At 43.0% G+C, this 23,578-nt stretch carries 26 protein-coding genes and 1 tRNA gene; 13 read left to right on the plus strand and 14 right to left on the minus strand.

The window, feature by feature from the left end; genetic code table 11:
* Positions 1–10: 10 nt before the first annotated feature.
* The 3 genes from ACZ5NL_RS00895 to ACZ5NL_RS00905 are packed head-to-tail and all read right to left on the minus strand — an operon-like array spanning position 11 to position 1,785.
* On the minus strand, positions 11–346 hold the full coding sequence (locus ACZ5NL_RS00895) for a hypothetical protein (RefSeq protein ID WP_464842463.1): 336 nt from the start codon (positions 344–346) through the stop codon (positions 11–13).
* Positions 347–393: 47 nt separating this feature from the next.
* Positions 394–1,407 (minus strand): deoxyhypusine synthase, encoded by a 1,014-nt coding sequence (locus tag ACZ5NL_RS00900; RefSeq protein WP_464842465.1) that lies wholly within the window; start codon positions 1,405–1,407, stop codon positions 394–396.
* Positions 1,408–1,455: 48 nt separating this feature from the next.
* Entirely contained in the window at positions 1,456–1,785 is a 330-nt protein-coding gene (locus ACZ5NL_RS00905; RefSeq protein ID WP_464842466.1) for a hypothetical protein, read from the minus strand.
* Between the two features lie 83 nt (positions 1,786–1,868).
* Here ACZ5NL_RS00905 and ACZ5NL_RS00910 point away from each other — a divergent pair, with 83 nt between their 5' ends.
* From ACZ5NL_RS00910 to ACZ5NL_RS00925, 4 genes are all read left to right on the plus strand, one after another.
* Positions 1,869–2,525: a metallophosphoesterase gene (locus tag ACZ5NL_RS00910; protein ID WP_464842468.1), complete on the plus strand. Its 657-nt coding sequence runs from the start codon at positions 1,869–1,871 to the stop codon at positions 2,523–2,525.
* Positions 2,526–2,584: 59 nt separating this feature from the next.
* Positions 2,585–2,661 (plus strand) — tRNA-Ala (locus ACZ5NL_RS00915).
* A gap of 55 nt (positions 2,662–2,716) precedes the next feature.
* Complete coding sequence (gene glyS, locus ACZ5NL_RS00920; RefSeq protein WP_464843507.1) at positions 2,717–4,426, plus strand: glycine--tRNA ligase; 1,710 nt, start codon at positions 2,717–2,719, stop codon at positions 4,424–4,426.
* A gap of 35 nt (positions 4,427–4,461) precedes the next feature.
* Complete coding sequence (locus ACZ5NL_RS00925; protein WP_464842469.1) at positions 4,462–4,980, plus strand: ribonuclease FAU-1 family protein; 519 nt, start codon at positions 4,462–4,464, stop codon at positions 4,978–4,980.
* On the opposite strand, the gene ACZ5NL_RS00930 is transcribed toward ACZ5NL_RS00925, so the two are convergent.
* The gene (locus tag ACZ5NL_RS00930; RefSeq protein WP_464842471.1) at positions 4,954–6,144 is read right to left on the minus strand and encodes a right-handed parallel beta-helix repeat-containing protein; all 1,191 of its coding nucleotides are present in this window, start codon (positions 6,142–6,144) and stop codon (positions 4,954–4,956) included. The genes ACZ5NL_RS00925 and ACZ5NL_RS00930 overlap by 27 nt on opposite strands.
* 44 nt (positions 6,145–6,188) lie before the next feature.
* On the opposite strand from ACZ5NL_RS00930, the gene ACZ5NL_RS00935 reads away from it, so the two are divergent.
* Complete coding sequence (locus tag ACZ5NL_RS00935; RefSeq protein WP_464842473.1) at positions 6,189–6,479, plus strand: DUF167 domain-containing protein; 291 nt, start codon at positions 6,189–6,191, stop codon at positions 6,477–6,479.
* Here the strand turns inward: ACZ5NL_RS00935 and ACZ5NL_RS00940 are convergent.
* The 5 genes from ACZ5NL_RS00940 to ACZ5NL_RS00960 form a co-directional block, all read right to left on the minus strand.
* Positions 6,476–6,832 carry a hypothetical protein gene (locus tag ACZ5NL_RS00940; protein ID WP_464842474.1) on the minus strand — a complete coding sequence of 119 codons (357 nt, stop codon included), beginning with the start codon at positions 6,830–6,832 and terminating at the stop codon, positions 6,476–6,478. The two genes, ACZ5NL_RS00935 and ACZ5NL_RS00940, sit on opposite strands and share 4 nt — an antisense overlap.
* Before the next feature lie 37 nt (positions 6,833–6,869).
* The gene (locus ACZ5NL_RS00945; RefSeq protein WP_464842475.1) at positions 6,870–7,874 is read right to left on the minus strand and encodes a phosphorylating glyceraldehyde-3-phosphate dehydrogenase; all 1,005 of its coding nucleotides are present in this window, start codon (positions 7,872–7,874) and stop codon (positions 6,870–6,872) included.
* 70 nt (positions 7,875–7,944) lie between these two features.
* Complete coding sequence (locus ACZ5NL_RS00950; protein WP_464842477.1) at positions 7,945–8,805, minus strand: alpha/beta hydrolase; 861 nt, start codon at positions 8,803–8,805, stop codon at positions 7,945–7,947.
* Complete coding sequence (locus ACZ5NL_RS00955; protein WP_464842478.1) at positions 8,802–10,103, minus strand: MFS transporter; 1,302 nt, start codon at positions 10,101–10,103, stop codon at positions 8,802–8,804. The genes ACZ5NL_RS00950 and ACZ5NL_RS00955 overlap by 4 nt, the downstream gene beginning before the upstream one ends.
* Positions 10,104–10,113: 10 nt before the next feature.
* Positions 10,114–11,439 (minus strand): SLC45 family MFS transporter, encoded by a 1,326-nt coding sequence (locus ACZ5NL_RS00960; protein ID WP_464842480.1) that lies wholly within the window; start codon positions 11,437–11,439, stop codon positions 10,114–10,116.
* A gap of 142 nt (positions 11,440–11,581) precedes the next feature.
* Between ACZ5NL_RS00960 and ACZ5NL_RS00965 the strand changes: the two genes are divergently transcribed.
* The 8 genes from ACZ5NL_RS00965 (at position 11,582) to ACZ5NL_RS01000 (ending at position 18,937) form a co-directional block, all read left to right on the plus strand.
* A complete protein-coding gene (locus ACZ5NL_RS00965; protein WP_464842481.1) occupies positions 11,582–12,331 on the plus strand; it encodes a ParA family protein in 750 nt (249 codons plus the stop codon).
* On the plus strand, positions 12,328–12,636 hold the full coding sequence (locus ACZ5NL_RS00970; protein ID WP_464842483.1) for a hypothetical protein: 309 nt from the start codon (positions 12,328–12,330) through the stop codon (positions 12,634–12,636). Before ACZ5NL_RS00965 ends, ACZ5NL_RS00970 begins: the two co-directional genes overlap by 4 nt.
* A gap of 36 nt (positions 12,637–12,672) precedes the next feature.
* On the plus strand, positions 12,673–13,374 hold the full coding sequence (locus ACZ5NL_RS00975; protein WP_464842484.1) for a glycerophosphodiester phosphodiesterase family protein: 702 nt from the start codon (positions 12,673–12,675) through the stop codon (positions 13,372–13,374).
* Positions 13,375–13,408: 34 nt separating this feature from the next.
* Positions 13,409–14,164 carry a glycerophosphodiester phosphodiesterase family protein gene (locus ACZ5NL_RS00980; protein WP_464843508.1) on the plus strand — a complete coding sequence of 252 codons (756 nt, stop codon included), beginning with the start codon at positions 13,409–13,411 and terminating at the stop codon, positions 14,162–14,164.
* A gap of 48 nt (positions 14,165–14,212) precedes the next feature.
* Complete coding sequence (glpK, locus tag ACZ5NL_RS00985) at positions 14,213–15,697, plus strand: glycerol kinase GlpK (protein ID WP_464842486.1); 1,485 nt, start codon at positions 14,213–14,215, stop codon at positions 15,695–15,697.
* A gap of 156 nt (positions 15,698–15,853) precedes the next feature.
* On the plus strand, positions 15,854–17,344 hold the full coding sequence (locus ACZ5NL_RS00990; protein WP_464842487.1) for an FAD-dependent oxidoreductase: 1,491 nt from the start codon (positions 15,854–15,856) through the stop codon (positions 17,342–17,344).
* Complete coding sequence (locus tag ACZ5NL_RS00995; RefSeq protein ID WP_464842489.1) at positions 17,341–18,585, plus strand: NAD(P)/FAD-dependent oxidoreductase; 1,245 nt, start codon at positions 17,341–17,343, stop codon at positions 18,583–18,585. Before ACZ5NL_RS00990 ends, ACZ5NL_RS00995 begins: the two co-directional genes overlap by 4 nt.
* A 22-nt stretch (positions 18,586–18,607) precedes the next feature.
* Positions 18,608–18,937 carry a DUF1667 domain-containing protein gene (locus ACZ5NL_RS01000; RefSeq protein WP_464843509.1) on the plus strand — a complete coding sequence of 110 codons (330 nt, stop codon included), beginning with the start codon at positions 18,608–18,610 and terminating at the stop codon, positions 18,935–18,937.
* Positions 18,938–19,000: 63 nt separating this feature from the next.
* On the opposite strand, the gene ACZ5NL_RS01005 is transcribed toward ACZ5NL_RS01000, so the two are convergent.
* The 5 genes from ACZ5NL_RS01005 to ACZ5NL_RS01025 all read right to left on the minus strand — a co-directional run bounded on the left by ACZ5NL_RS01005 (position 19,001) and on the right by ACZ5NL_RS01025 (position 23,498).
* A complete protein-coding gene (locus ACZ5NL_RS01005) occupies positions 19,001–19,429 on the minus strand; it encodes a hypothetical protein (RefSeq protein WP_464842490.1) in 429 nt (142 codons plus the stop codon).
* Complete coding sequence (locus ACZ5NL_RS01010) at positions 19,426–20,238, minus strand: hypothetical protein (RefSeq protein WP_464842492.1); 813 nt, start codon at positions 20,236–20,238, stop codon at positions 19,426–19,428. The genes ACZ5NL_RS01005 and ACZ5NL_RS01010 overlap by 4 nt, the downstream gene beginning before the upstream one ends.
* Before the next feature lie 55 nt (positions 20,239–20,293).
* Positions 20,294–21,166: a hypothetical protein gene (locus tag ACZ5NL_RS01015; protein ID WP_464842494.1), complete on the minus strand. Its 873-nt coding sequence runs from the start codon at positions 21,164–21,166 to the stop codon at positions 20,294–20,296.
* 63 nt (positions 21,167–21,229) lie between these two features.
* The gene (locus ACZ5NL_RS01020; protein WP_464842496.1) at positions 21,230–21,748 is read right to left on the minus strand and encodes a cell division protein; all 519 of its coding nucleotides are present in this window, start codon (positions 21,746–21,748) and stop codon (positions 21,230–21,232) included.
* A gap of 10 nt (positions 21,749–21,758) precedes the next feature.
* Positions 21,759–23,498 carry an OPT family oligopeptide transporter gene (locus ACZ5NL_RS01025; protein ID WP_464842498.1) on the minus strand — a complete coding sequence of 580 codons (1,740 nt, stop codon included), beginning with the start codon at positions 23,496–23,498 and terminating at the stop codon, positions 21,759–21,761.
* Positions 23,499–23,578: the final 80 nt, after the last annotated feature.

The raw sequence follows: 23,578 nt of genomic DNA on the forward strand, positions 1-23,578 counted from the left end.
TTTTCTGATTTTACCTCTTTCCAAGCTCATAAAGGAAATTTGGAATGTCTTTCCCAGTTAACACTTTCACGTCTTTTGGATATCTTCCCCTTATCTTTCCTGACTTAATTTCAACCTTCAGCTCATCTGCTATTGCATCAACTTCATAGGAGTTCCGGAAATAATAAATTTCGCCAAATCGCCTGTAGAGATGTTCTTGGACAAGCCATTCATAAAGGATATCTTTGCTCAACTTTCTGCGTGTCCATAGTTCCATTGCACGCGCAATTAGAGGGTCTCTGATGATCAATTTGCGTTCCTTTCTTGGGTAAACTTTCCCATCTCCCCCAAGGAGACGATTTTGCATTCATACTGCAAAGCTATTTAAAAAGAGTTTGCAGTGCGACTGCAAACTTAACCTCTCATCACCTTCCACACCAGAATCGGGAAAACAAGCGTTGCATCGGCCCATATCTCCACGTAGTCAGCTTTTGCCTTTATCTTGCCCCAGCTTACTCCCTCGCTTGGGGGAGCCCCACTTAGAGAACCGTCCCATGGAATTGCCGTGGTTATATAAATTGCATAATCCGTTCCCCCTCTAAAGAGGTTCGCGTTTATTATAGCGTGCTTTGGATATGCTCCACCGAGGATTATTGACGCAGTTTCCTTTGCGGTGATTGCAAGATTGTTGAGCTTCACTATGTCGTTGGCGATGTCGATTATCAGCTCTCTGTCTCCCCTCTCTTCCTTAAAGAAGTAAAGCATGTCTCCAAATGAGCCATCGGTTAACGCTGGGCAAAAGATTGGAATGTCATTCTTATAGGCCCAGTAAAGAATGCTCTTCTCCTTCTCTTTGCCCAGCTTTTCATCCATATATTTACCAAGCTCGTAAATGACCTCGCTGGCAGTTAAAGGCCTTCTTTTCTCTCTCTCAAGCTGTAAAAGTCTCTCAAAGAATGGGATCATATACTTTTCAAACTCTATGTACCTATCGTTGGGCACGAAGATATTTCCAATTCTGTTTATCCCCCTCTCTCTCATCTCGGCATCGTTAACGCTCCAGTCTCCAAGGATAAAAGGCTTCAGAGCCTTTATGAAATCTTCCTCTATTCCGCCTGCAGTTGTTACAATCACATCAACTTTCCTGTGTTTTACAAGGTAGGCTATTATCTCTCTCAGACCAGAGGAAACTATGTTGGAAGTGTAGCCAAGGAAAACTCTAATTTCCTCACCTTTAGCCCTCTTTTCCTCAACCTTCCTCCAGATTTCAATTGCTTTGCCTAAGTGGGTGGCCTGAAAACCTATTCTCTCATAATAGTCAATTATCTCTTCTAAACTGCTCACATCTTCAAGCCACGGACCGGTGATCGGGATTTCTTCAAGTCCTTCAGTTGATGATTCTTTGAGAACTGTCTTTTTGGGATCCAAATTTTGCACCTCCAGTAGAGGTTTTGATTTCACCTTAAAGTTTTTGTCCTATTTAAGGGACTTTAAGGCTTCCAGAAATCTCTGCACTACCTCCTCGGGAGCCCCTTTCTTAGGAGTCCTCTTCATTATGGGTCTTTCTCCCTTCTTATACCGCTCAATCCATTCAAAAACCTGCTCAAGGGCTTCCTTAAAGTTGCTCACGGGCTCAAAGGGCTCATCAAGGTAATAGATTTCCTCGTTTTTGAGGTCATATATCAGGACTGCTGGATAGAGAACTTCATCTTTGCATGGGCATTCAGGGTCTATGCTGACCTCAATTATAAAATCCCCCACCTCAAGAAACCCTTCCTCTTTGAGCTTCTCTCTCCACTCCTCCATACATTTATGAATTGGAGTTCAAGTTTTAAACTTAACCGCCAATGATTTAAAGTTCTGCCTTAACTCTCTATGGGGGTGGGGAAATGAGGCTAGTAGCAGTGACGGATATCCACGGGAGGAACAGCAAAGTTAGGGAGTTTCTAGACCACATCAGAGAGGATGAATTTGACCTCATTTTAATAGCAGGTGATTTAACACATTTTGGAGGAAAAGAAGCAGCGTCTCATATCCTAAAGGAGTTTATAAGCTTTGGAAAGCCTTTCTATGCAGTTATGGGAAACTGCGATGGCAAGGAAGTTCTGGATCTCCTTGAAGAGCTGGGAGTTGGCATTCACAACAAGAGGGTAGAGTTCAACGGTATTGGTATTGTCGGAATAGGGGGCTCAAACATAACGCCTTTCTCAACCATATGGGAGTTCAGTGAGGATGAAATCTGGGAAATTCTCATTAGGAACTACCAAGATGGGGATATAGTGCTCTCTCATGTTCCGCCCAAAAACACCAAGGTTGACAAGACATTTGTGGGAACACATGCAGGAAGTAAGGCGTTAAGGAGATTTATAGAAGAATACCAGCCGCCGCTGATCATATGCGGTCATATTCATGAGGCCATAGGGATAGACGAAATTGGCAGAACAATAATTGTAAACCCCGGCCCGCTTTCAAGGGGACACTATGCTGTAATAGACCTTGACGAGAATACAAAAAAGGTAAAAGATATAACACTTGAGAGATTTTGAAGAGGTGTGGATTTTAAAGAAAACTTTTTAAGCCAAATCCAAGATAGGTCTTTGGGTGTGGGCCGGTAGCTCAGCCTGGGAGAGCGACGGCTTCGCAAGCCGTAGGCCGCGGGTTCAAATCCCGCCCGGTCCACCATAATTACTCTTAGGGCAAAACTTTTTTAGGTGCTTTACTTTCATGGACTAAGGTGGTGTTCATGGATAAGTACGAAGTTCTTCAAGACCTGATGAGAAGAAGGGGCTTTGCGTGGGGTAGTTTTGAAATCTACGGTGGAGCGAGAGGTTTTTACGATTATGGCCCTCTGGGAGCTACAATAAAAAGAAAAATCGAGAAGAAAATCAGAGAAGCCTTCATAAGGGAGGGCTTCTTTGAAATTGAGACTCCCGATATTACACCGGAGGAAGTTTTTATTGCCTCAGGGCACGTGGAAAAGTTTGTTGATCCATTAACTGAGTGCAAAAAGTGCGGCTCAAGGTTTAGAGCTGACCATCTTGTTGAAGAAGCTCTTGGCATAGACACCGAAGGCCTTAGTGCCGAGCACCTAACCCAGCTCATAAGAGAGCATGGGATAAAATGTCCCGAATGCGGTGGGGAGCTCAGCGATGTGTGGTACTTCAATCTGATGTTTGAAACCTACATAGGGCCATATAAGGATAAAAAGGGCTACTTAAGACCGGAAACTGCCCAGGGGATATTCGTGAACTTTAAGAGATTAAATAACTTCGCAAGAAACCAGCTTCCCTTTGGGGTTTTCCAGATAGGGAAGGCTTACAGAAACGAGATCTCCCCAAGACAGGGAATGCTGAGGCTTAGAGAGTTTACTCAAGCAGAAGTGGAGATCTTTTTCAACCCAAATGAAACTGAACATCCGCACTTTGATGAGGTTAAAGACGAGGTTGTCAGGCTTTACCCAATAGAACACCAGCTCAAAGACCTAGGCATGATCGAGGTTACCCTTGAAGAGGCTGTGAGGAAGGGCTACGTGCTGAACACCTTTTTTGCCTATTACATGGCCATGGTAAAGAGAATTCTCCTCGACATAGGCATTCCCGAGGACAAAATAAGGTTCAGACAGCAGCTGCCTGAGGAGAGGGCACACTACTCAACCGACACGTGGGATGTAGAGATTCACAGTGAAAGGTTTGGATGGATCGAGTGTGTGGGTATAGCTTACAGGGGTGACTACGACCTAAGCAGACACATAAAAGAAAGCGGAGCCGATTTGACCGTTATGATCCACTACAAAGAGCCCAAGATTGTCAAGAAGCTTAAAGTCTTCCTAAATATGAAAAGGGTTGGGCCTAAACTTAAGAAAGATGCAAAGAGGATTAACCAGAAACTTCAGGAGATGAGCCAAGAAGAGCTTAAGAAGATAGTCGAAGGGCTTGAGCGGATTGGAAAGGTTATCATTGACGGCTACGAGCTTGAAAAAGAGGACTTTATCATCAAAGAAGTTGAAGAAAAGATAACCGGTGAAAAGATAGTGCCTCACGTCTTAGAGCCGAGCTTTGGTATCGACAGGCCCTTCTATCTGCTCCTTGAAAACTCTCTGGCTATGGACGAAGATGGGAGGGTTTACCTCAAGATAAAGAAGGACATGGCCCCGATAGAAGTTGCTGTACTACCTTTGGTAGCAAAGGAGCCCCTCACGAGCATAGCCTATGATGTATTCAGAACCCTGCAGAAGGAAGGTTTCATAGTGGTTTACGACGAGAAAGACACTATCGGAAGGAGATACGCAAGGTATGATGAGATAGGAACTCCCTACTGTGTCACCATTGACAACCAAACACCAGAGGACAGCACCGTAACGATAAGGGATAGGGACACAAGGGAGCAGATAAGAGTTAAGATAGAAGATCTTCCACAAAAGCTAAAGGAGCTCATTTTTGGGAATTAGCCCCCCTTTAAATAATTTTACTACTGATGAGAGCTATGTCAGCAAAAATACACCTCATTTACAGACGCATTCCGAACAGGATTCTTGAGAGGGACGATGAAGTAATAGCTGATCTGGGAGATGTAATCGTAGCAAAATCGAAGTTTGAAGGAATGCTCACTCCACTTTTTGTGAACGGTGTTAAAGTTATAGACAACGGGTACACTATGATATATTTCGCTTTCATCGGAGAAAACTACGACATACTAAAGATTTACGATAGAGAGGGGAACTTTAAGGGACTTTATGTTGACGTTTTAGCTTACACCAAGAGAGAAGGGAATACGCTAGAGATGCTTGATCTCTTTTTAGATATCTTCATCTTTCCGAATGGCAAAGCGTTTCTTTTGGATGAAGAGGAGCTTGAGATGGCATTAAACTACGGCCTCATCGATAAAGAGACCTTTGATTTCGCATACTCAAAAGCGAGAGAAATTATGAAGAAATTCAAAGAAGGAAAATTCCCGCCCGATGTTGTTTGGGAGTACTCACTTTCTTCTCCAGAGAATGATTAAAATCACCCCTAGGATTATCAAGAGAATGCCTATGTAGCTGGGATTCTCTTCTTCTTGTGGGAATGGAGATGTGGTGATAGAAGATGAAGTATTCAATACTGGAGAAATTGGTGTTGAGCTTGTAGTACTGTTTACTTCTTTCACTAAGCTTACAATCCTGTAGTTTTCTGAGGGAAGGATTAATGGGTATTTGTCCACAAGAAAAGGAGTATCTATGACACCATCTCCATTTTCATCAGAGCCATTATAAGTGGCCCAATAATTGCCTAAAAATCCTTCAAAAGTCTCGTTACCAAAGTTGTAGATGACTTTTGGAGAGTTAAATATATTTTTGCCTTTATTTCGTGGAAAAATATAATAAAATCCTGTCGCTGTTTCTAAGTAATACGGCTTCTCCTCTCCATAGAAGTTATTAAGGTAAATTCTATTTCCCACTCCCCAAATATAGATGCCATAGACCTCTGCTGCATATTCCATGCCTCCATTTTGAGGGAGATAAATTGTATTTCCAACCACTTCGTTGTCATTAGAACGATCCAAATAAATTGCTGCTCCCTTGCAATAGCCACCAAATGCTGCGGAAGGGTAGCATTTGACTGAGTTTACAAATCTATTGTCATAAATTGTAGAGTTCGTGACCATTACTAAATAGACCCCGTAGATATTTGAGAAAAGAAACGAGTGAGGAACGAAGGAATTATTTACAATGGATAAATTTCTTGAGTAATCAGCGAAAATCGCACCGCCCTTACACTCGGCATCTCCCGCAAATTCACTCTTCCAATAGCAGTATAAATTCCCTTTGAAAACACTGTTGGCGATAGTTACGTCCTCAGAGTTGATGATTTTTATCCCATAGCTGCATCTGGTCACCTGTAGGCCCTCAATCCTGACATTCTTTACATTTTCAAGAATTATTCCGGGTCGATTGTTGTCTCCCACTATGCTTATGTTTCTTATCAAAAGGAATGCACTGGTGTTTTTGATTAAAATAGCGGTGTCATTGGTGGCATTTATGAAGAGATTCTCCAGAACGTATGGGTCATTTAGAGTTCCAGAACCAGGAAGTTCTTTTAGACTCTCATCTCCAACAAATGTTAGCTGAGCGGCATTCACTGAAGGAAGAAAAAGTAATATAACAAGAAAAATTACCAGCACCCTCATTAAATCCCCCATATCTTTAAATAAACTTCAGATTTAAATAGTTTATGGTGAGGCTGGTGATAAAAGAAACTAAAGATGGCATAATAATTCAAATATATGTGCAACCAAAGGCAAAGAAAACCGAAATCGAAGGAATAGATGAATGGCGAAAAAGGTTGAAGGTAAAGGTAAAAGCTCCACCAGTAGAAGGAAAGGCAAACAAGGAAGTAGTGAAATTCTTCTCAAAGCTTCTTGGCGCTGAAGTGACTCTTATAAGGGGTGAGACAAGTAGAGAAAAGGATCTCCTTGTAAAAGGAATAAGCGTTGAAGAAGTGAAGAGGAAACTTGGGATTTAACGGTAGCGCAAAAAAGCCATATAATAAAAAGCCACCCCGAGCAAAACAACGCCTACAATAAAGAGATAAAGAGCCTTCTCGGGCTTTTCTCTTATAGTAACTGTGTAGCATTCATTAGAATAGAGATATTCTATGTTTGCTTTTTTAACGAAGATTTGCTCTCCCTTCGCAGTGAGTACCTCTTCACCTTTCTGGTAAACTTTTAGAAAGCTATCTTGGACACTTATTTCATAGCTTCCTAGCTTTCCAAAACTACCTTCACAGAAAGTCCCGGAAATAGTTTCGCTTGGGTAGAGAAAGAAAGCAATGATTAAAACTAAACCTAGAGCAATTAAATATTCTTCAGCTTCCATAACAAAAGATCTGTAAAAAATTATAAAAACTTTAACTTCACTTCAAAATGCCGAGGCTCTTGTTGGTCTTCTTTATGCTCTCCCACTTGTCTGCAAGCTCAAACATTGCCCTTATTGCGTCAACATTCTCTGGAACGACGTCGCTTTCTTGGTGAACCGCTTGGATATAGAACAATCTGTTGCCCTTTACGTTAATGCTCTCTTTCCATACGGCAATCTCATAGAGGTTGTTCCATTCCCTGTGCAAATCCCTTGCGAATTCTATTAGCTGGGCTGTGCTGTCGAAGCCTCTCTCCTTCTCAAAGAGCAGAACTCTCGTGGTGTTCTCAAAGATGTCAATAACTTCTTCTCTTGTAAGGGGCTTTTTTAGCTCTACCATTACGCTGTGGACATGCATTAGTGTCGTTGGCACAACAAATGCCATTGTTTCGATGTTTATAGGTATAACTGTCTGGACATCTGGCCCATGGTGCGATGGGACCTCCACGCTTGGCTTTATGGCATTAATGGGACCTCTCTTGATATCATTGGGATCCGCTCCCCTTCTAATCATCACAGCATATACGTAGTCAATGTAGTCCTTTATTGCACTTAGAGTTCTCGTCAAACCGGTAGTGTTGCAGGAAACGACTCTCACATAATTCTTGCCAAGGGCTTTTTCATAGTTCGCCTGAGCCACAAATGAAACCTCCGCAATCTCAGCTTTTTCTCCACCCTGGAATATTGCTTTAACTCCTGCTTTCTCGTAGAGAGCTTTGTTTTTCTCGCCCATTCCTCCGGGAGTGGCATCAACGATTACATCTACTTTTTCGAGCAGATCTTCAAGGGTGCCTGCTACTTCGAATCCCGCCTTTTCGAATCTAGGTAGAAATTCACTAGATGCAGCATAAACAGGTATTCCAAGCTCTTTAGCACGATAAGCCTCAAAGTCTGGTTTTGTTTTTGTAACTCCTACTAGCTTCATGTCATCTTGTTTTGAAACTGCATAAGCGACTCTCTTTCCTATAGTCCCGTAACCGTTAATCCCTACCTTAACTCTCATTTTCTCACCCAGATTATCTTAAAAGAGGGAAATACTTAAAGATTGTTTTCACTGAGAGTGAGAAAGAAAATCAGAGGCATTTCTCAAAAAACTGCAGGATCTTTTCCTTGTACTCTTCGGGCATAAGCTGGATTGTCCTTACATGTGCCGCTTCAGTGATCCAAAGCTCAACATCTGGATTTATCTTCTTGTTCCTCTCGTAAAACTCTCTAATCTCCTCAACCTTGACTATTGGGTCTTTTTTGCCCGCTATCAAAAGGAGGGGCTTCTTAATTCTGTCGGCATATGCTATTGGATGCACTTCCTTAGCTCCGGTGATCATTTTTGATATAGGTTTCACGAAGTAGTAAAGCCATTCGGGCAGGTTTGCAAAGTATTTCAGGCTTCTGGCTCCCGTTTTGTCCAAATACATAGGCGGACTGTCAGCAACAGCACAGCACACTCTTTCGTCTTCTGCAAGAGCTCTAATCGCTACCATAGCACCCATAGAGTAGCCCACTAAACCAATGCGCTTAGCACCACTGGATTTTTCTTTTTTAAGCCAGTCAATAGCGGATATAAGATCTATAAGCTCTTTATCTCCTACGGTAGTGTATTTGCCCTCACTTTCTCCATGGGCTCTAAAGTCGAAGGCCAGAACATTGTACCCGTTTTTTGCGAGACTTTCTATCATTGGGGTTATGTAAAAGCCCCACCTGCTTGAAGTATACCCATGGAGGGGAATTACGGTCTTTTCGCTCCCCCTGTCTATCCACCATCCCTTAAGCTTAAGTCCATCGGAAGTTGGTATTGTTACATCTTCATAATCAATTCCGACATCTTTGGGCGTCCAATTCGTAATTTCTCTAGGAGGAGTAACCATCTTATAAGCCACTACAAAGACAAAAGCAAAAAACAAAATCAAGGCAAGGAGGATTATTTCCAAGATCATTTTTTACTCACCTCAAGTTTCTTCATGCTCCATATCATTGGCATTGCCACCAGCACCATGATAGCCCCTATAGGGAATAGAACCCTGTAATTTCCTCCTGCTAGATCAACGATAGCCCCTCCTATCGTTCCGGCTAGCAGTACTGGCAAAGAGCGTGTTGCCTCAAAGAATCCATAGTATCTCCCAGTGAAGGCCTCTTTCTCATACTGGGTCAGCAAATCTCCGATAACAGGATAGGAAGCTGCCATCAGTATTCCCCAACCAAGTCCAGCAAGTGCGAGTGCTATCACTATTTGGGTTTGTGTTTTTATGAACCACCCCCATAGCTGGGGCAGAGCAAATACAACCCCACCCACTATGATGCTCAATCTCCTTCCGATTTTGTCGTAAATTATGCCTCCGGGCAGAGCTCCAAGTAAGACAGTTACATTGAACAATGCCATTAAATAGAGGCCGAGTGAAGTAACGGCTTTTACGTTTTCTTCACTTGCACTCCCGTGGAGGATAAAGGCAAGTATCCCATAGAGGAATATTGCAACAAACTCAAAGCTCATCCACCAGAGAGTCTGGGCAGCGTAGAATTTGAGAAAATCCCTGTTCGTAACGATGCTCTTAAGATAGTTTGCCAAACTTTCGTCTTCCATAACTTCAGGCCTCTCTGGTTCTCTAACTACAAAGTAAACAAACAAAGCGGCCCCTATGAGAAACAGCGATGTCACAATGAAAGGTAGTTTGAGGTAAGGAGTCTGAGCTAGAGCCTTTATGCTCTCGCTTTCCCCCGTTTCTGCCACTGCTTTCGCTATTAAAAATCCGGCAAGTCCAAAAAGAAAGAGGTTGCCCGCCCATTCAAATAATGTTATAACTCCACTGGCCTTTCCTCGCTCTCCACTCTCTATGGTGTCTGGCATTAGGGCTCTAAACTGGGCCGTATAGATGTGCATGGAGAAGTAAAAGACCGCTAATGTGAGCGCAAACCCTGCCAGAGGAATCCCAAGTGCATAACTTGTGTAGATCATTAACACAGCAATACCAGCAAGAAGGCCTCCTATCATTATGAATGGCCTTCTCCTTCCGTGTTTTGATCTAAGGGTATCGCTGTAATAGCCTAGCAGAGGAGGAATCAAAATTCCGATAAATCCCTCAAGGGCTAAGATTGTACCTTTAATGAAGGCGGACTCTGTATAGCTGGAAAGTAGGGGGAAGGAAAGGCCTTTGTTTAATGCCCACCCCGTGCTTCTGCTGAACCCTAAGAGTGCCAATCCTATTACCACACCCCAGCTGAACTTTTTCCTTTCCATTTTCATCACCTCAGTCCATATCCGGTATCAGCTCATAAACATCGCCAACTTTTCCTTTTATGTCTCCTCTCTTAACGAATTGAACTGTTACAGTGGCCAATATAAAGAAAACTGCCGCAAAGGGTAGTAAAGTACTGTAACCAATAACATCGAGGAATGCTCCGGCTAAAGGAGGAGCTACAAGGTTTGCCGCTTGGCTGAAGAAATAATAGAGTCCAGTGTATCCTCCAAGTTTCTCTTCCGTTGTCATATCAACGACCATTGGAAGGGAGTTAACGTTTATCATTGCCCAGCCAACACCCCCAAAGAAGAAGAGCACCATGAATTTAAGCACCACAGGATCTGTTAATGCGCTGCTCTGGGGTTTTGAGGCCTCGCCCAAGAGATAGGCCAATATCATCACTGCTGTTGTGAGTATTAATCCCATTGTTATTGTTTTCTTTCTTCCTATCCTTCCTCCGATGAATCCTGCTGGAATTGCAAAGAGCATAAAGCTGAGGGAAACAACGCCCATCATGAATGCCCCAGTGCTTTCTTCAATTCCAAGATGGTACTTCGCATAGCTTGTGAAAAACGTCTCTACTGAATTAAAGGCAATGAACCAGAGAAAGATTGAAAGCAAGATAAAGAGCAGGCTCTTTTCTTTACTCGCAAATACATCTTTGAGGTTCTCTTTGAGTTCGCCAAAGCTTTTCTTTGAGGTTTCCTTTATGAGCTTCTTGAGGTCTATTCTCTCCCCGGGGACACAATATTCCTCGGGTTCTGGTACAAAGAATACCACAAGGAGATTGGCAATGAGCATTATTGCCGCTCCAGCAAAAAACGGGTAGGCATAGTTTATGTCATAGAGGAGCTTCCCGCCAAAGTAGGCAAGCAAAGCCCCAATACCTCCCATGAAGTTTATGATTCCATTTGCTTGGCTTCTCTTTTCACTTGGGGTTATGTCTGGCATGAAGGCTATTACTGGAGAACGAAATAGTGCCATAAAGAAGTTCATAAAGACTATCGTACCCATGAATAGCGCTAGGTTCTCATACCTCCTTGCAACTGGGATAAGGGCAAAGAGCAACGCTGCTGAAGGAGCTCCAAGGAGGATATATGGCTTCCTGCGCCCTATTCTTGTTCTTGTTTTATCACTGAGGGCTCCGAGAAATGGTAACAGCAACACTGCGAAAAGGTTATCGATGGTCATGACGAAACCAGTAACAGTCCTGCTCATTCTGAAGGTATCTTGGAGGAAAATCGGGATGTATGCATTGTACAGGGACCATATTATACTTATTCCAAAGAACCCAAATCCGAGCAGGAAAATACGCCTATAGTTGAACTCGACCATTTAATCACCTCCTTAGTACATCGGCGCATTGATGCTGTACGTTAAGGAAAGTTATTATTCTTTCGGTTCGTCTAACTTATAAGTTATAACTTATATCTTATAACTGCCAAGGTTTATAACTTCCAAGCTCGTAACTAGTTGCATGCCGGTGATAAGTATTGCAAATCAAAAAGGTGGGGTAGGGAAAAGCACCACTGCAATAAATCTTTCAGCTGCATTGGCTCTCAAAGGAAAAAGAGTTCTTCTCGTCGATATGGACCCTCAAGGAGCAACGACGGTAGGGCTTGGGTTTAGAGATGCGAATCCAACTATCTATAATGTAATCCTAGACGAAGTGGACACTGAAGACGCAATAATTCCTACTGAGATAGAGGGGCTTGAGTTAATCCCAAGCAATATTGCACTAAGCGGTGCTGAAATTGAACTCAGTAGCCAAATAGGAAGGGAATACATCCTGAGAAACAAGCTTGCTAAAATTAAGGATAATTATGACTACGTCATAATAGACACACCTCCATCTCTCGGTATTTTAACGATGAACTCTCTCGTAGCAAGTGATGAAGTGATAATACCAATTCAGGCAGAGTACTATGCTCTGGAGGGAATCGGCCTCTTGTTAAAGGCGATAAGACTTGTTAGAGAAAGATTGGGCATTCCCCTCGAGATCAGAGGGTTCTTAATTACCATGTTCGATAAAAGGACCAACTTGTCCAAAGAGGTTAGGGAAGAGGTGAAGAGGATATTTGGAGAAAAGGTGTTCAGAACTATGATACCAAGAAATGTAAAGCTAGCCGAAGCGCCTTCTCATGGAAAGTCGATTTTTCTATACGCCCCAGACAGCAGAGGTGCCAAGGCGTATATGAAGCTGGCTGAGGAGGTTGATGGTATATGAAGAAGAAAAAAGCCCTTGGAAGAGGACTGGAAGCAATAATCTCCGGCCCGATGCCTAAGTTAGAGAGCTCCCAAAAGGAGGAGATAAATGGAGAAGTACTCGAAAGAAGCCTGCAAGAAGCTTTAAAGAATCCAAGAATTACCTTGTGGTCTCCCGAAGCTGCAGCTGTGCTTAGATATCTGAGAAAAACTATTCCCGAATTCAGCATTTCAAATGAAGCAAGCAAGCTTTTAGAAAAAGCAATAAAGGAGAAATATCCCGAAATATGGAGCGTAGTTGAAAAACGAATGAAGGAGCTTGAATAGCTTTTCCTTCTAACTTTTAAGTTATAAGTGAGAACCATGATAATAGCCCACAGAGGACTCGGAGAACCTGAAAATAGTATGCTTTCTTTTAAAAGGGCTGTTAAGAGAGGATTTGGGATAGAGTTTGACGTATGGAAAACTGCAGATGAAGAGCTCGTAAGCCTGCATGACCCAGAGATAACCGTTGATGATGAGAAGTACTCCGTAAAAGAGCTCACTTTTAAAGAACTCAAGGCACTTGCACCCTGGAGGAATCGTATAACGAAGGTAGAAGACCTATTTAGAAAATTCCCTGATTCTGTTTTCAATGCAGATATAAAGGACGCAGAGGCGATTGAAGATCTAAAGGAGCTTATTAGAAACTATGAAGTTGAAAAAGCGATAGTTTCAACAACAGAAATTGGGATACTCAAAGCTTTAAGGGCTCATGATAGGGAACTAAAGTTGGCTTTTTCCATAATAGGGCGAAGTAGCGTTCCAAAAGTGCCTCTCCTAAAACGCCGTCTTGAAATATTTGGCATTCATGTTCCTATAGACGGGATATTTTATGTGGGCTTTGCAAATTTTAGGCTTCTTATCAAGTGGGTTAGGGGCATGGGGATAAAGATCGGTTTCTGGAGCTATGAAGCTAATGAGCTTAAATATATTCCCCTATTAGCTGATTTAGGGGACTATTTTATCTCCAATAACCCTATAGAAGTTAGAAACCTTTTAGCTCGCCTGAAGAAAAGTTTTTAACCCCTATTAGGTTACTTCTGGTTTGGCGATAATCATGTCCAACTGGGAAACCGAGAAAGTATTGGTTATCGGACACAGAGGAGGAATAGGTAAGTACCCCGAAAACAGCCTACTTGCGTTTGTTGAAGCAATAAAAGCCGGTGCAGATGGAGTGGAACTCGATGCTTGGCTAACTAAAGACGGCAGAGTTATAGCTATGCATGATGAGAGCATAGATAGAACATCGAATCTAAAGGGGAAGCAGAAGGAAATGACACTGGCCCAGCTTAAGATGGCAGACCTTGGGATGGGGCAAAAAATCCCGACCCTCGAAGAAGTTTTTGAAGCTCTGCCAAAAGATGCACTTATTAACATTGAGATAAAGGATATAGAAGCGGTGGAAAAAGTGCTTGAGATAGTAGATACATTCAGCGCAGTAGAGAGAACCATGATCTCTTCTTTTAAAATAGATGCGCTGAGGAGAACAAGGGAGATAAACAAAGATATAACTCTAGGACTTCTCGTGGAAGAAGAGAGTGTAGTCCCCCTAATTCCAAAGCTTAAAGATGAGCTTTCCCTTTACTCGGTCAATGTTCCAATAGACGGCATACCTGTAATTGGCTTTGAGAGGTTCAAGCAGGCCCTAGCATGGGTTAAAAGCTTGGGTCTTAAAATAGCTCTATGGCCTGCAAATGAGGATATCTATTATAGAGACAACAACCTCGAGAGACTCAAAGGGCTTTTTGATATCGTAATCACGGACGATCCTGAAAGAATGATAAATCATCTCAAAGCACTTGGCTTAAGATAGCACCAAGCTTAAATATATCAAACCCCTATCTTTTTTCTCGGTGGGAAAATGAAGAAGTTCGTTCTTGCGTTAGATGAAGGTACTACTTCGGCAAGGGCTATTATTTTCGATAGAGAAAGCAATATTCTTGGTATTGGCCAGTATGAATTTCCTCAGTACTATCCAAAGCCCGGGTGGGTAGAACACGACCCAGAAGAGATTTGGAGAGCTCAGATGAGAGCCATAAAAACCGCCTTAAGTAGGGCAAAAATCGAACCAAAACAGATAGCAGCAATAGGTGTAACTAACCAGAGGGAAACGACCCTCGTGTGGGATAAAGATGGAAGGCCCCTCTACAACGCCATAGTCTGGCAGTGCAGGAGAACAGCTGAAATGGTCGAGGATATAAAACGCGAGTATGGGGAAATGATAAAAGAAAAGACTGGTCTCGTTCCAGATGCTTATTTTTCTGCCTCAAAGCTCAAATGGTTACTTGACAACGTTCCGGGTTTAAGGAAAAAAGCCGAGAAAGGAGATGTCAAGTTCGGAACCATTGATACCTTTCTTATCTACCACCTCACCGGTGAGCATATGACTGACTACTCCAACGCCTCAAGGACGATGCTATTCAACATCAAAAAGCTCAAATGGGATGAGGAACTCCTTGAACTTTTTAACATCCCGGAGAGTGTTCTTCCGGAGGTTAGAGAGTCAAGCGAAATCTATGGATACACCAAAAGAGAACTCCTCGGTGCTGAGATACCTGTAAGTGGAGATGCCGGAGATCAGCAGGCCGCTTTGTTTGGACAGGCGGCCTTTGAAGCCGGAATGGTCAAGACAACCTATGGAACGGGCAACTTCATACTCGTGAACACAGGCAAAATGATCCTTTACTCGGACAACTTACTCACGACTATTGCTTGGGGCCTCAAGGGGAGGGTGAGCTATGCCCTTGAGGGCAGCGTCTTCATAACAGGAGCCGCCGTCCAGTGGCTCAGAGACGGAATAAAAATAATCAATCATGCAGCTGAGACAGAAGAGCTTGCAACGAAGCTCGAGAGCAACGAGGGAGTTTATTTCGTCCCAGCTTTTGTTGGTCTCGGAGCTCCTTATTGGGATCAGTTTGCAAGGGGCATAATAATCGGCATAACCCGTGGTACCGGAAGGGAACACTTAGCGAGAGCTACTCTCGAAGCTATCGCCTACCTTACGAGAGACGTCATTGAGGAGATGAAAAAGCTCGTTCAGATCAAAGACCTTCGTGTTGATGGAGGAGCAACTTCAAACAACTTTCTCATGCAGTTCCAAGCGGATATTCTCAATAAAAATGTCATAAGGCCGGTAGTAAAGGAGACCACGGCATTGGGAGCGGCATATCTAGCTGGCTTGGCAGTTGATTATTGGAAAGACCTTGATGAGATAAAGAAACTCTGGAGGGTTGAAAAGGTCTTCGAGCCAAAGATGGATGAAGAAACAAGGGAGAAACTTTACAGGGGCTGGAAGGAAGCCGTAAAGAGAGCCCTTGGATGGGCAAGGGTTGTTGAAACTCAGTGAACTGATCATCACAAATGTCCACCGGTTCAATGTTCATTCATGTTCTCTCTTTTTATGTCCAGAACTGTTCTATTCTTCCCTTTGAGTTAGACTAAAGCTCAGAGAAAGCTTTAAAATGATGAAAGTCTTATTTTAGGCTAAATTGGGTGATGAAATATGAAGGCCAGAGTTGTCATAGTAGGTGCTGGAATAAGTGGCGCGAGCATAGCACGTGTTTTGAGCAGATATGAGAGCCTTGAAGTGCATCTGATTGAGAAAAACCCCGACGTAGGATGGGGCGTCAGCAAGGCCAACACCGCTTTGATACACGGTGGCTATGATGACGATCCAGAGAAATATCCTATGAGGGCAAAGCTATGCATAAGGGGAAATCGTCTTTGGCATGAATGGGTAAAAGAACTTGAGATTCCTCACATCTGGAATGGTGCACTAATAGTCGCCCTAAGGGATGAAGACTTCAAGGAACTTGAGGAATTATTGGAGAGGGGAAGGAAAAACGGAGTCCCTGAGATGAGAATTGTAGACAAAGAAGAGCTCTTCCGTTTGGAGCCTAATCTGAATCCAGAGGCTCTTGGTGGGCTTTGGGTTCCTATAGTTGGTCAGATAGGCCCAATTCCAGCAGTTATTGCAATAGTAGAAAATGCTGTCGCAAATGGAGTAAAGATCCACTTAGAAACAGAAGTTAGAGGGGTAAAAGTTGAGGGAGGAGAAGTAAAAGGTGTTGAAACCAACAACGGCTTTATTAAAGCAGACATAGTTATAAACGCCGCGGGGCTCTATGCGGATGAGATTTCCAAAATGATAGGGGCAGATGACTTCGAGATTCACCCGAGAAAAGGTGAATATTGGATTTTTGATGACGACATACCTGGCCCAAGAAGGGTTCTTTTTCCGACGCCCACCCCAAAAAGCAAGGGCGTCGTTGTTACCACGGAGATAAGCGGTCATTTGATGGTAGGGCCAAATGCTCAAGATCTGCCAAAAGAAGAGAAGGAAAATGTGGCAACTACCAGGGAGGGGCTCGAAGAGGTCTGGGAGAAAGCCAAGGAGCTCTGGCCTAATTTGCCTCCAAGAAGCAAGGTGATAAGAACCTTCGCTGGATTGAGGCCTGAACCTACTGGAGGAGACTTCATCATAAGGGCAGAGAAGGAAGTTTGGGGATTCATCAACGTTGCTGGTATTCGTTCTCCGGGTTTAACAAGTGCTCCCGCTATAGCGTATGAGGTCAAGGATATAATAGAGCGTGATCTCGGGATAAAGTTAGTTGAAAAGAAAAAGTGGAACCCCTACCGCAAGGATATAACGCACTTCTTTATGCTTTCCAAGGAAAAAGCAAACAAGCTCGTAAAGCAGAATCCATCCTACGGAAAGATCATATGCAAATGCAACCACGTGAGCGAAGGCGACATATTGGAGGCTATTGGTAGAATGAAGCTTATAGGGATCAAAACTCCTAGCATCGACTCGGTCAAAGTAAGAACAAAAGCCACAAGCGGGACATGCCAAGGAAGCTTCTGCAGGGTAAGAATAGCTAGGATACTAGCGAGGGAATACGGGGTAAACCTTTGGAACGTGACCATCAAAGGAAAAGGAAGCGAGATTGGTATTGGGGATGTAAAAGTTCTCCTCAGGGGGGAGGCAGAATGATCTATGATACCATAGTCATTGGGGGAGGTCCAGCGGGTTTAGCCGCTGCAGTTAAGGCAAAGAAGCTCGGCCTAAAAGTTCTTCTATTGGATGAAAACGAATTTCTGGGAGGCATTTTGCCTCAGTGCATACACCCGGGCTTTGGTCTGCACTATTTTAAAGAAGAGCTTACAGGGCCAGAGTTTGCGTATAGGTTTGTCAAAGAGATCAATGAGTTGAGCATAGACCACTATACCAATGCATACGTTCTTGAGATTGAGAACTACTCTGATTTGGAAAAGAAGGTGGTCTTTTCTTCTCCAGAGGGTGTGAAAGAGGTGTGGGGAAAGACTATAATTTATGCTGCAGGAGCAAGAGAGAGGCATGCTTTCGAGATAGGCATTGTGGGAGATAGAGTTGCTGGGATTTACACAGCTGGGGAAGCTCAAACTCTAATGGACATTTATGGTGTAATGCCCGGAAAAGAAGTGGTTATAGTTGGCTCCGGTGATGTGGGTTTAATAATGGCACGCCGCTTTGCCCTAGAAGGAGCAAAAGTGAAGGCTGTTGTTGAACTCATGCCATATCCGGGTGGCCTTGCAAGAAACGTCATGATCCTTAGAGACTTTGAAATCCCACTTTACTTAAGTCACAAGGTTGTTGAGGTCAGGGGAAAGAAAAGAGTAGAGAAAGCGAAGGTAGTTAAGGTCGATGAGAACCTGAAGGAGATTCCCGGAAGTGAATTCTGGATCGAATGCGATACTTTGCTTATTTCAGCAGGGCTTATACCAAATGTAAAGCTCCTCAAAAGAATAGGGGCTCAAATAGATCCACTAAACGGAGGTCCCATAGTTAATGAACTCCTAGAAACTACCATTCCAGGAATATTTGTGGCAGGAAATGCCCTCTTGATAAATGACCTCGTGGATTATGTGGCGGAACAGGGGGAAGTAGCGGCTTTAGGTGCTAAAGAGTTCATCGAAAATCAAGGCATCCCTTCAAGAAAGTGGATAAAGCTGAAAAGAGGATCAAACGTTAGGATCTTGGCCCCACATTACGTAAGCGGAGAGAGGGACGTTTATATTTATGCAAGGGTTTCCAGACCAATGGAAAACGTTAGGGTGACTTTTCCAGAAATCGAAAAGGAATTGAAACTTCCAGTGGTTAAGCCCTCTGAGATGCTCAGGATAAAGCTCAAAGCCGAGGAGATACAAAAAGCAGAGAAAGAGATAACCGTGGAGGTGGAGAAGAGTGAGATATAAGCTCACCTGCATAGTCTGTCCTATGGGATGCACCATTGAAGTAGAAGTTGAAAATAATAAAGTTAAGGAAGTACGTGGCTACAAATGCCCTAGAGGAAAGGAGTGGGCAATTGAGGAGGTTATAAGCCCAAAAAGGGTTGTAATGAGTGTAATAAAGGTTAGAAACGGTAACATGCCGACAGTGAGTGTTAAGACCAATAAGCCAATTCCCAAAGACAAAATACCTGAGCTCATGAAACTGCTTGCAAAGATCGAGATTGGAGCACCGGTAGAGGTTGGCCAAGTAATCTTAGAGAAACCGCTAAACTTAGACGTTAAGGTAGTCGCAACTAGGAAAGTCGATTCAGCTTGATGTCTTCATTTTTTAAACCCATTCCGGAGCTGAGTGACCTACCTCGCCCTGAAGGACGGGTTTTCAGAGAAAAATATAAGAATAGGAAAGCTTCAACTCAATTATGGAAAATGCTGTTTTCGTTTTATTTGACTTGGTTCCTATTGTAGTAGTGGTTATGTTTTCAAGAACCTTCTTTTCATCACGTCTAAATCTATAGTTGTGGTATCTCCCGCCAAATACAGCAACTCTGTAAATCTCTCTTAGCTCTCCATTTGGGCTGTAGGTTCTCCACTCCTCAAAGCCTTCGCTTGTCTCTAAGCTCATACCACCTCGTATAGTTTGGGTGAGCATTAACTCTGAATCTTCTATCTCTGAGATGTGAGCTTGGTATTGATATTCGTCGACTCTCTCAATCGCTCCGAGCACTTCATATATTGTAGGTGCCCTCTCATAGAAAAGGCATCCGGAGAAAAGGGAAACAAGAACTAAGGAAAGAATTAGTTTCCTCATTTAATCACCTTTTTGACCCACTCGGGTCTTTTATAAGTGTATTCTATCTCAAACTTGGCCGAAAATCTTCTGGTAGAGGTTTTGTTTTCTATCAAGAGTTGGAATATCTCAACCCCTTCAACCTCTCCCTTTATGGGAAGATTGTCTTTAATCCACAACCTGGCAGTACCCTTTATTGTTCTCACGTATCGCATGGTTTCAAAATAATCTCGCATTTGCTGGGTGACGTTTTCTGGCATCGGGGACTCATAGCTTTTGGAAAAGTTAAACACAACCAAATACACTCCGTCTCCTTCTGCAATTTCGAAGTTAGTCGCATTCTGAAGCATGTCTCTGATGGAATAAAGAGGGTTCCTTGCGAGGTTTGGACCCTTTAGCATCTCATATTTCAATTCTTCAGGGCTCTTTATATATGTTGATCCCTTTTTCAGCTTCTCAAAGTACTCCTGAACCGTCATGTTTGCCTCGCCTTCCTGCACTATCTTATTGTTCCTCTCTGTTGCATATGAGAGATATATAAAATCTCCGAGAAGGGTTTCATTAAGGTAGAGAACCTCCCCCTTACTCCAGACTACAGTTGCCTCCCAAAATGCTTCCTCCCTATCATAGTTGAAGCCGCCTCGATAATGAACCGTACTGTTGCTGAGGTTACTTATCGTGATATATTTTATGGAGTAGGTATATTTATCAACGTCTTCGATTTCCTTAATAATAGCCTCTGGAGTCGGCTCCTTTTGCATGCATGCAGAAGAGCTCACCACTACAAGGAGAATTAGGATTATGGTCAGTGGTTTTTTCAAACCTCTCACCGAAATACGTTACGCATTCAAAATATATATCTTTTTCGATAGAAAAATTGAAAGATCAAAAATCATCTAGTAATCCCGTAACCCACTCCGGAGGTTGATACCGGTAGATTATTTCAAACTTTATCTTGGCATTTAATGTTGTAGGACTTTCCTCCAATCCTACATAGCTTGTTGTTCTTGTAATTTCTATTTCACCTCTCGTAGGTAGGTTATCTTGGAGCCACAATTTTCCTGTTCCTTGAATTGCTATGACTTTCTGCACAGAATTAATGCTTGTTCGTTCCTCCTTTGTGAAGGTAAATGTTACGATGTAACTATCTCCTTCTTTCACTGCCGTAACTGAGCTCGCATTGATGAGAATGTCTCTAACGTAATAAAGCGGGTTTCTTGTAGGATCTGGGCCTTTGAAAAGCCATTGCTTGAATTCCTCTGGCGTTGCAATCTCTGTACGCCCTTTAAGGACTTTTTCAAAGTACTCCTCTATTGTAGAGGTAACTTCTCCTTTTTGGACTACCTTGCTATCTTGTTTAACAAGAGAAGAGTAATAAATTGAGTCATTCCAAACGGTTTCATTTGAATATGTAACAAAATTTCCGCTTTTACTGATAATCTCCCAAAAGGCTTCCTCTTTGCTATAATCAAATCCTCCTCTGGAAGTTACTTGGGTATCCCCCTCTGGGATTGTAGAATATTGAGCAGTAAACTCATATTTCTCGACTTTTTCAATAGCTTTAATTATATCCTCCTTATCCACTGCTATTTGACTTGTGGTAAAACTATTAGAGCTCTCGCTTGCAGTTGGATACTCTGGAGGCGTAGAGGATTGTGTTATAGATTGTGTAGAACTTTCTTTTGAAACACAAGCAGAGACACTGACAGCTATAAGAACAACCAAAATCAGACTAGAGAGTTTCTTCATATCGTTCACCAAAATTATCTTGTTTTTTGAGTATTTATCCTTTTTTCATAGATTAGAAGAAAAAAGAAAAAGTTAGTTCTTGGATTTCAAGAGTTTCGAAATCTCCCTTAGCTGGGCATATCCGGACTCTAAGTAGGTATCTCCTTCTCCAATGTATCCATCTGCATAGGCACTCCAAGCCCTGTTTAAGTGCCTTTCGGCTTTGCTAAAACTCGTCATGAGTTCTCCATAGAACTTGATTCCTTTTATCCTAAGTGGCTGGGCTTTTTCTGCAAACGTTTCCAATGTCTCTAGGACTTTTCCTAAGTGGTCTCGGGCTCTGTCTAGGTCTCTCTCTTTTTCTTCGATGATTTTCTCGATTTCTTTCAGGGAGCTATCAAGGAGTGCTTTAAGCCCTTCTGCTCCCCCTAGACCATTAGCCGCTGCTTTGTGTAGATCTTCCTTCTCTCCCTGCTTTCTCAATGCTATCCCTATCCCCATAATGAAGAGTGCACCAGCAACCGCAGTCCATATCGGTGGATTTTTGGCAGATGCTATTGCCCCTCCAATTAATCCAACGGTAATTATGACGTTCCCAATGAGCTTTTTCATATGCACCACCTCATGGATGAAGTACCCCAGCTACTGTAAGCACGGCAAAGAGCAAGGTCATGGCGGCTTCTCCAACCATTAACCCAGCAGCAAATGGGAGCATTTTCTCGACAATGAACTCGTGGCCCTTCTTTCTCTTTGCAATCTCATTTACAATACATCCGATTCCATAGGGGATGATGTAGAGCATTGGAAGGTACATTGAAAGTCCTACAAGGACACCAAGCCCTGGAATTCCACTGAGTGAGAGGACAAAGCCAAGCAATCCTCCCGCTATGAACTTGTCTACTGGAACACTTCCTCCAAGGACTGCCTCAACCATTGACTTAAGCGCCATTGCCTGAGGTGCTGGAACTTTGTCGTTTCCAATGCCATAAGCATTCCATATAAGGCCGACTACAGTTAGAGCGATTATTGGGCCAAGCCAGGCAGTTAAGAGCTCAACTTTTTGCTGCCTTGAAGGAATAGCACCTACCATATGACCTGTCTTGAGGTCTTGCATCATATCTGCAGCACCCGAAATGGCAACACCAACAGTTGCTCCCATTAAGATTGTAAGTGGAACGTTCTTGTGGGTCAAATAGAGAAGTATCATAACTGAGACTAAGGAGAGGCCTGATACTGGACTCCAATCGGTCATTCCAGTAGACATTGCTACGAGAAGTGAAGCTATGAAAATCCACGCAACGCCAACTAAAGCAGTAAGAAAACTTCTACCAAATCCAAGGCCTCCAAGCTTGTACGCTGTTATTAAAAGCAGTGCAAATGCCAAAATTGCTCCACCAAGTAGGTAGTATATTGGGAGCTCCTCACTATTCCCATTTTTGTCTTTTACTCTGCTCGCCTGTGCAAGACTTTTCATAGCTACTGCAATCACTGGGAGAGATAGTATCAGCCCCGCTATTGAACCGCCAAGAAGCATTCCTATACCAAGAGGTCTTGTCATAGTTCCATAAACGTAGCCGCTTATAGCACTACCTTGAACATCAGCTGGTATCCATCCAAGGGCTTTAACCACTGGGGTTATAATGTAATAGGAAAGCACACCCCCGGCAAGTACTATTAGACCATTCCTCCCTGTGATCAATCCCATACCAAATACCATGAGTGAGAGTGCTACAGTTAGATTAACCCATTCTGGAAGATGAAATAGTGACCCAAGATCGACGACTTCAGGTATTATGTGAGGTAACCCAAATATTGGAAACTGCTGGATCAGGTAAACTAGGGCGCTGATAATCATGCCAAGGAACAATAGCCTTGCCTTCTCTATACCGCTACCGGGAGTTTTTAGTATTGTGGCCACTGCAGTACCTGTTGGAAACCTAAGCCTGTCTATCTCGATCATTTGCTTTCTGAGTGGAATTATGAAGGTTATACCCAAAATTGCCCCAGCAGCTGTTGCTAGGAAGAAGTACATTGTGTTTATCTCTTGGTGAAGACCCATTATGTAAAGGGCTGGTATCGTGAATATAACACCAGAAACGGAAATATTCACTGCTGATGCAATTGTCTGGACTATATTGTTTTCAACGACCGTACCCTTCTTTAATATTCCCCTAAGGATACCCCAACCAACAATCGCCGCTATTGCAGAACCTCCCGAGGTGAAGCCCATAATCATTCCTGCGTAGGTAAAACTTGCAGCCATGAAAGCTCCCCAAAGAACTCCCAAGATTACAGCGACTGGTGTTACTTCCCTATAGCTTTCTTCTCCTTTTGTAACGCTCTGCCCCACATACCTTTCCATTTTCAACCCTCCGTACATTTTTGTACATGTGGCGTATTCTATATACCCGGAATACAAAAGCAAGACATCCTGCCTTTTTT

It is taken from the genome of Thermococcus aegaeus, from assembly GCF_055393685.1.